Below are 3,594 nucleotides of genomic sequence, written 5' to 3'. Positions count from 1 at the left end.
GGCGCTGGGCACGCCCAAGCGCGGGCGCGATGCGGCCAAGAAGGGCGACGTGGCGACGCTGGAAGCGGTCTATGCCGAGCAACTCGAGCTGCCCGAGGCGCAGGCGCAGGCCGCGATCATGCTCGGCCTCGCCGCCGAACGGCCGAGCGCGCTGCTGTGCTTCGAACGGGATCCTTGCCACTGCCACCGGCGGTTGTTGCTGGAAGCGGTCGGGGAGGGGGTGAGTGTGGTCGATCTCTACGCTTAGAGCGTGATGACATCGCGTTGACCCATTCCGTCATCCCCGCGCAGGCGGGGATCCATACTGGCTGGTTTCAGTATGCCAGCCGCAACGCTTGCCAGTCTGGATCCCCGCCTGTGCGGGGATGACGAACAAGGTGGCTGATTCCACTTGAAGTCACCTGGCGCTAAGGCGCGGGCAAGTGGATGGCGCCAGCACTCTCACTAGGTTCATGGTGACGGATCCGGTGGTAAACCGCACGCACAGGCCAGGCGCGTGAGCACCACGCAGGCAGCGCTCACCCCGTGATCGGAAGCCTCACGCTGCCGTCCTCGTTGCGCTGCAGCTTGCCGTACGCCACGACCGTCTCGAGCGGCAACGGCCCGTAAAGGTGCGGGAACAGCTGCCCGCCACGCGATTCTTCCCACTTCAGCGACGAAGCGAAGGCACCGAGGTCGACCGCGGCGACGTACAGATCGTCCTGCCCGGCGAAATGCTTGTTCACCGTCTCGGTGAGCTGCTCGCAGGTCGACAGGTGCATATAGCCGTCCGCCAGATCGACCGGCGCGCCCGCGAAGCTGCCGTCGCGTTCCAACGTCGCCATCTCCTCGGCGGTCAGCACCTTGTAGGCGGTGGTGTCCGCCGGAGCCTCGGCGGCGCTCATTCGCCGTCCGCCGGGCCCGCGGCCGCATCGTCGCCGATCACCGCACCGGTGTCCGGCGCGATCGTCACGTTGCCATCGGCCAGGTTAATCTCGGCGTCTTCCTCGGTCTCTTCGATCCGCGCGGCGGATACGACGTGCTCGCCCTTCGCGACGTCGAACAGCTTCACGCCCGCCGAGTTGCGGCTGATCACGCGCAGCGACGCGAGCGTCGTGCGGATCAGCTTGGCCTGGTTGGTCACCAGCATCAGCTGATGGCCCTTGCCCGCGGGGAAGCTGGCGACGACGTCGCCGTTGCGGGCGATGTTGTCGATGTTGGTGATGCCCTGGCCGCCGCGCCCGGTGCGGCGATAGTCATAGGCGCTCGACAGCTTGCCATAGCCGTTGGCGCAGACCGTGAGGATGAACTGTTCGCGGCTGCGCAGGTCCTCGAACCGGTCGGGCGACATGTCGGGCTCGCCTTCCTTCTCGCCCTTCCAAGGCGCGAACCGCAGATAGGTCTCGCGTTCTTCCGGCGTCGCGCCGACGCGGTGCAGGACCGATAGCGAGATCACCTCGTCGTCGGGGCGCAGCGTGACGCCGCGCACGCCGGTCGAGGTGCGGCTCTGGAACTCGCGGACGTCGTCGCCCGCAAACCGGATCGCCTTGCCCTTGCGGGTTGCGAGCAGCACGTCGTCGTGCTGGCTGAGCAGCGCGACCCCGATCAGCTTGTCCTTGCTCTCGTCGTCAAACCGCATCGCGATCTTGCCGTTGGTCGGCACGTTGGTGAATGCGTCCATCGAGTTGCGCCGTACGGTGCCGAGCGCGGTCGCGAACATCACATGGAGCGAGCCCCATTCGGACTCGTCCTCGGGCAGCGGCAGCACCGTCGAGATCGTCTCGCCCTCCGCCAGCGGCAGCAGATTGACCATCGGCCGGCCGCGCGTCGTCGGCCCACCCTCGGGCAGGCGCCAGACCTTCATGCGATAGACCTTGCCCGCCGACGAGAAGAACAGCACCGGCGTATGGGTCGAGGTGACGAACAGCTCAGTGACGAGATCCTCGTCCTTGGTCGCCATGCCCGACCGACCCTTGCCGCCGCGTGCCTGGGCACGGAAGGTGTCGAGGCTGGTTCGCTTGATGTATCCCTGCATGGTCACCGTGACGACCATGTCCTCGCGCTCGATCAGGTCCTCGTCGTCGATCCCATCAGCCGCCGCGGCGATCTCCGATCGGCGCGGGGTCGCGAATTCGTCACGGACCGCGATCAGTTCGTGGCGCATCACCTCGAACAGCTTGACGCGATTGGCGAGGATCTCGAGCAGTTCGGCGATCGTCTCTGCCAGCGTCTTCAGCTCGTCGCCGATCTCGTCGCGGCCGAGCGCGGTGAGGCGGTGCAGCCGCAGGTCGAGGATCGCACGGACCTGGAGATCGGACAGGCGGTAGACCCCGCCCTCCTGCTTGTGCTCGACCGCTTCGACCAGGCGGATGTACGGCGCGATCTGCTCGACCGGCCATTCGCGCATCAACAGCGCGTTGCGAGCTTCGGCCGGCGAGGACGACCCGCGGATGATGCGGACGACCTCGTCGAGATTGGTGACCGCGATCACCAGCCCGAGCAACAGATGCGCACGGTCGCGGGCCTTCGCCAGCTCGTACTTCGAGCGGCGGGTGATCACCTGCTCGCGGAACTGGACGAACGCCTCGATGATGTCGCGCAGATTGAGCAGTTCGGGGCGACCGCCGCGGATCGCGAGCATGTTGGCGGGAAAGCTCGATTGTGCGGGCGTGTGGCGCCACAATTGGTTGAGCACGACCTCCGGTGTGGCATCGCGCTTCAGGTCGATGACGATGCGGACGCCCTCGCGGTTCGATTCGTCGCGAATATCGCTGACGCCCTCGATCCGCTTGTCCTTGGCGGCTTCCGCGATCTTTTCGACCAGGCCGTTCTTGCCGGTCTGGTACGGGATCTCGGTCAGCACGATCGAGCGCCGGTCGCCGCGGGTTTCCTCGACGATGTGGCGCGATCGGACGATCACCGATCCGCGGCCGGTGGAATAGGCGGAGCGCGCGCCGGCACGGCCGAGGATGATCGCCCCGGTCGGGAAATCGGGGCCGGGGACGATCTCGAACAACTCCTCGGTCGTGATCGCGCCATTATCCATATAGGCGAGGCAGGCGTTGATCACTTCGCCGAGATTGTGCGGCGGGATGTTGGTCGCCATGCCAACCGCGATCCCGCCCGCGCCGTTGACGAGCAGGTTCGGGAAGCGCGCGGGCAGCACCGTCGGCTCGCGTTCGGAGCCGTCATAGTTCGGCTGGAAGTCGACCGTGTCCTTGTCGAGATCGGCGAGCAGCGCGTTGGCGACCTTGGCGAGGCGCGCCTCGGTATAGCGCATCGCCGCGGGCGGATCGGGATCCATCGATCCGAAATTGCCCTGGCCGTCGACCAGCGGCACGCGCATCGACCAATCCTGCGCCATCCGCGCGAGCGCGTCGTAGATCGAGCTGTCGCCGTGCGGATGGTATTTACCCATCACGTCGCCGACGATGCGCGCCGACTTGCGGTACGGCTTGCCCGCGACGAATCCGCTTTCCGACGCCGAGAACAGGATGCGGCGATGCACCGGCTTCAACCCGTCGCGAACGTCGGGGAGCGCGCGCGCGACGATCACGCTCATCGCATAGTCGAGATAGCTCGACTTCATCTCGTCGACGATCGAGATCGTCGAAA

The 3,594-nt window shown here is 66.5% G+C and carries 3 protein-coding genes; 1 reads left to right on the top strand and 2 read right to left on the bottom strand.

Annotated elements, in window-relative coordinates:
• Window positions 1-247: DUF488 family protein (locus tag ACFE77_RS16225; RefSeq protein ID WP_375422682.1), on the top strand; the 247-nt coding region annotated here is incomplete at its 5' end.
• 271 nt (window positions 248-518) lie between these two features.
• Here the strand turns inward: ACFE77_RS16225 and ACFE77_RS16220 are convergent.
• Together ACFE77_RS16220 and gyrA are read right to left on the bottom strand one after the other, a co-directional pair.
• Entirely contained in the window at window positions 519-884 is a 366-nt protein-coding gene (locus ACFE77_RS16220) for a DUF952 domain-containing protein (protein ID WP_375422681.1), read from the bottom strand.
• Window positions 881-3,594: DNA gyrase subunit A (gyrA, locus tag ACFE77_RS16215; RefSeq protein ID WP_375422680.1), on the bottom strand; the 2,714-nt coding region annotated here is incomplete at its 5' end. The genes gyrA and ACFE77_RS16220, both read right to left, overlap by 4 nt.

The organism is uncultured Sphingomonas sp., assembly GCF_964243315.1.
Lineage (GTDB): Bacteria > Pseudomonadota > Alphaproteobacteria > Sphingomonadales > Sphingomonadaceae > Sphingomonas.
Note: the sequence above shows the minus strand (reverse complement) of the source record. Positions and strands in the feature narration are given on the sequence as shown.

Coding starts and splice junctions, on each gene's coding strand:
- ACFE77_RS16220 (WP_375422681.1), bottom strand. CDS start 884: ATGAGCGCCGCCGAGGCTCCGGCGGACACCACCGCCTACAAGGTGCTG.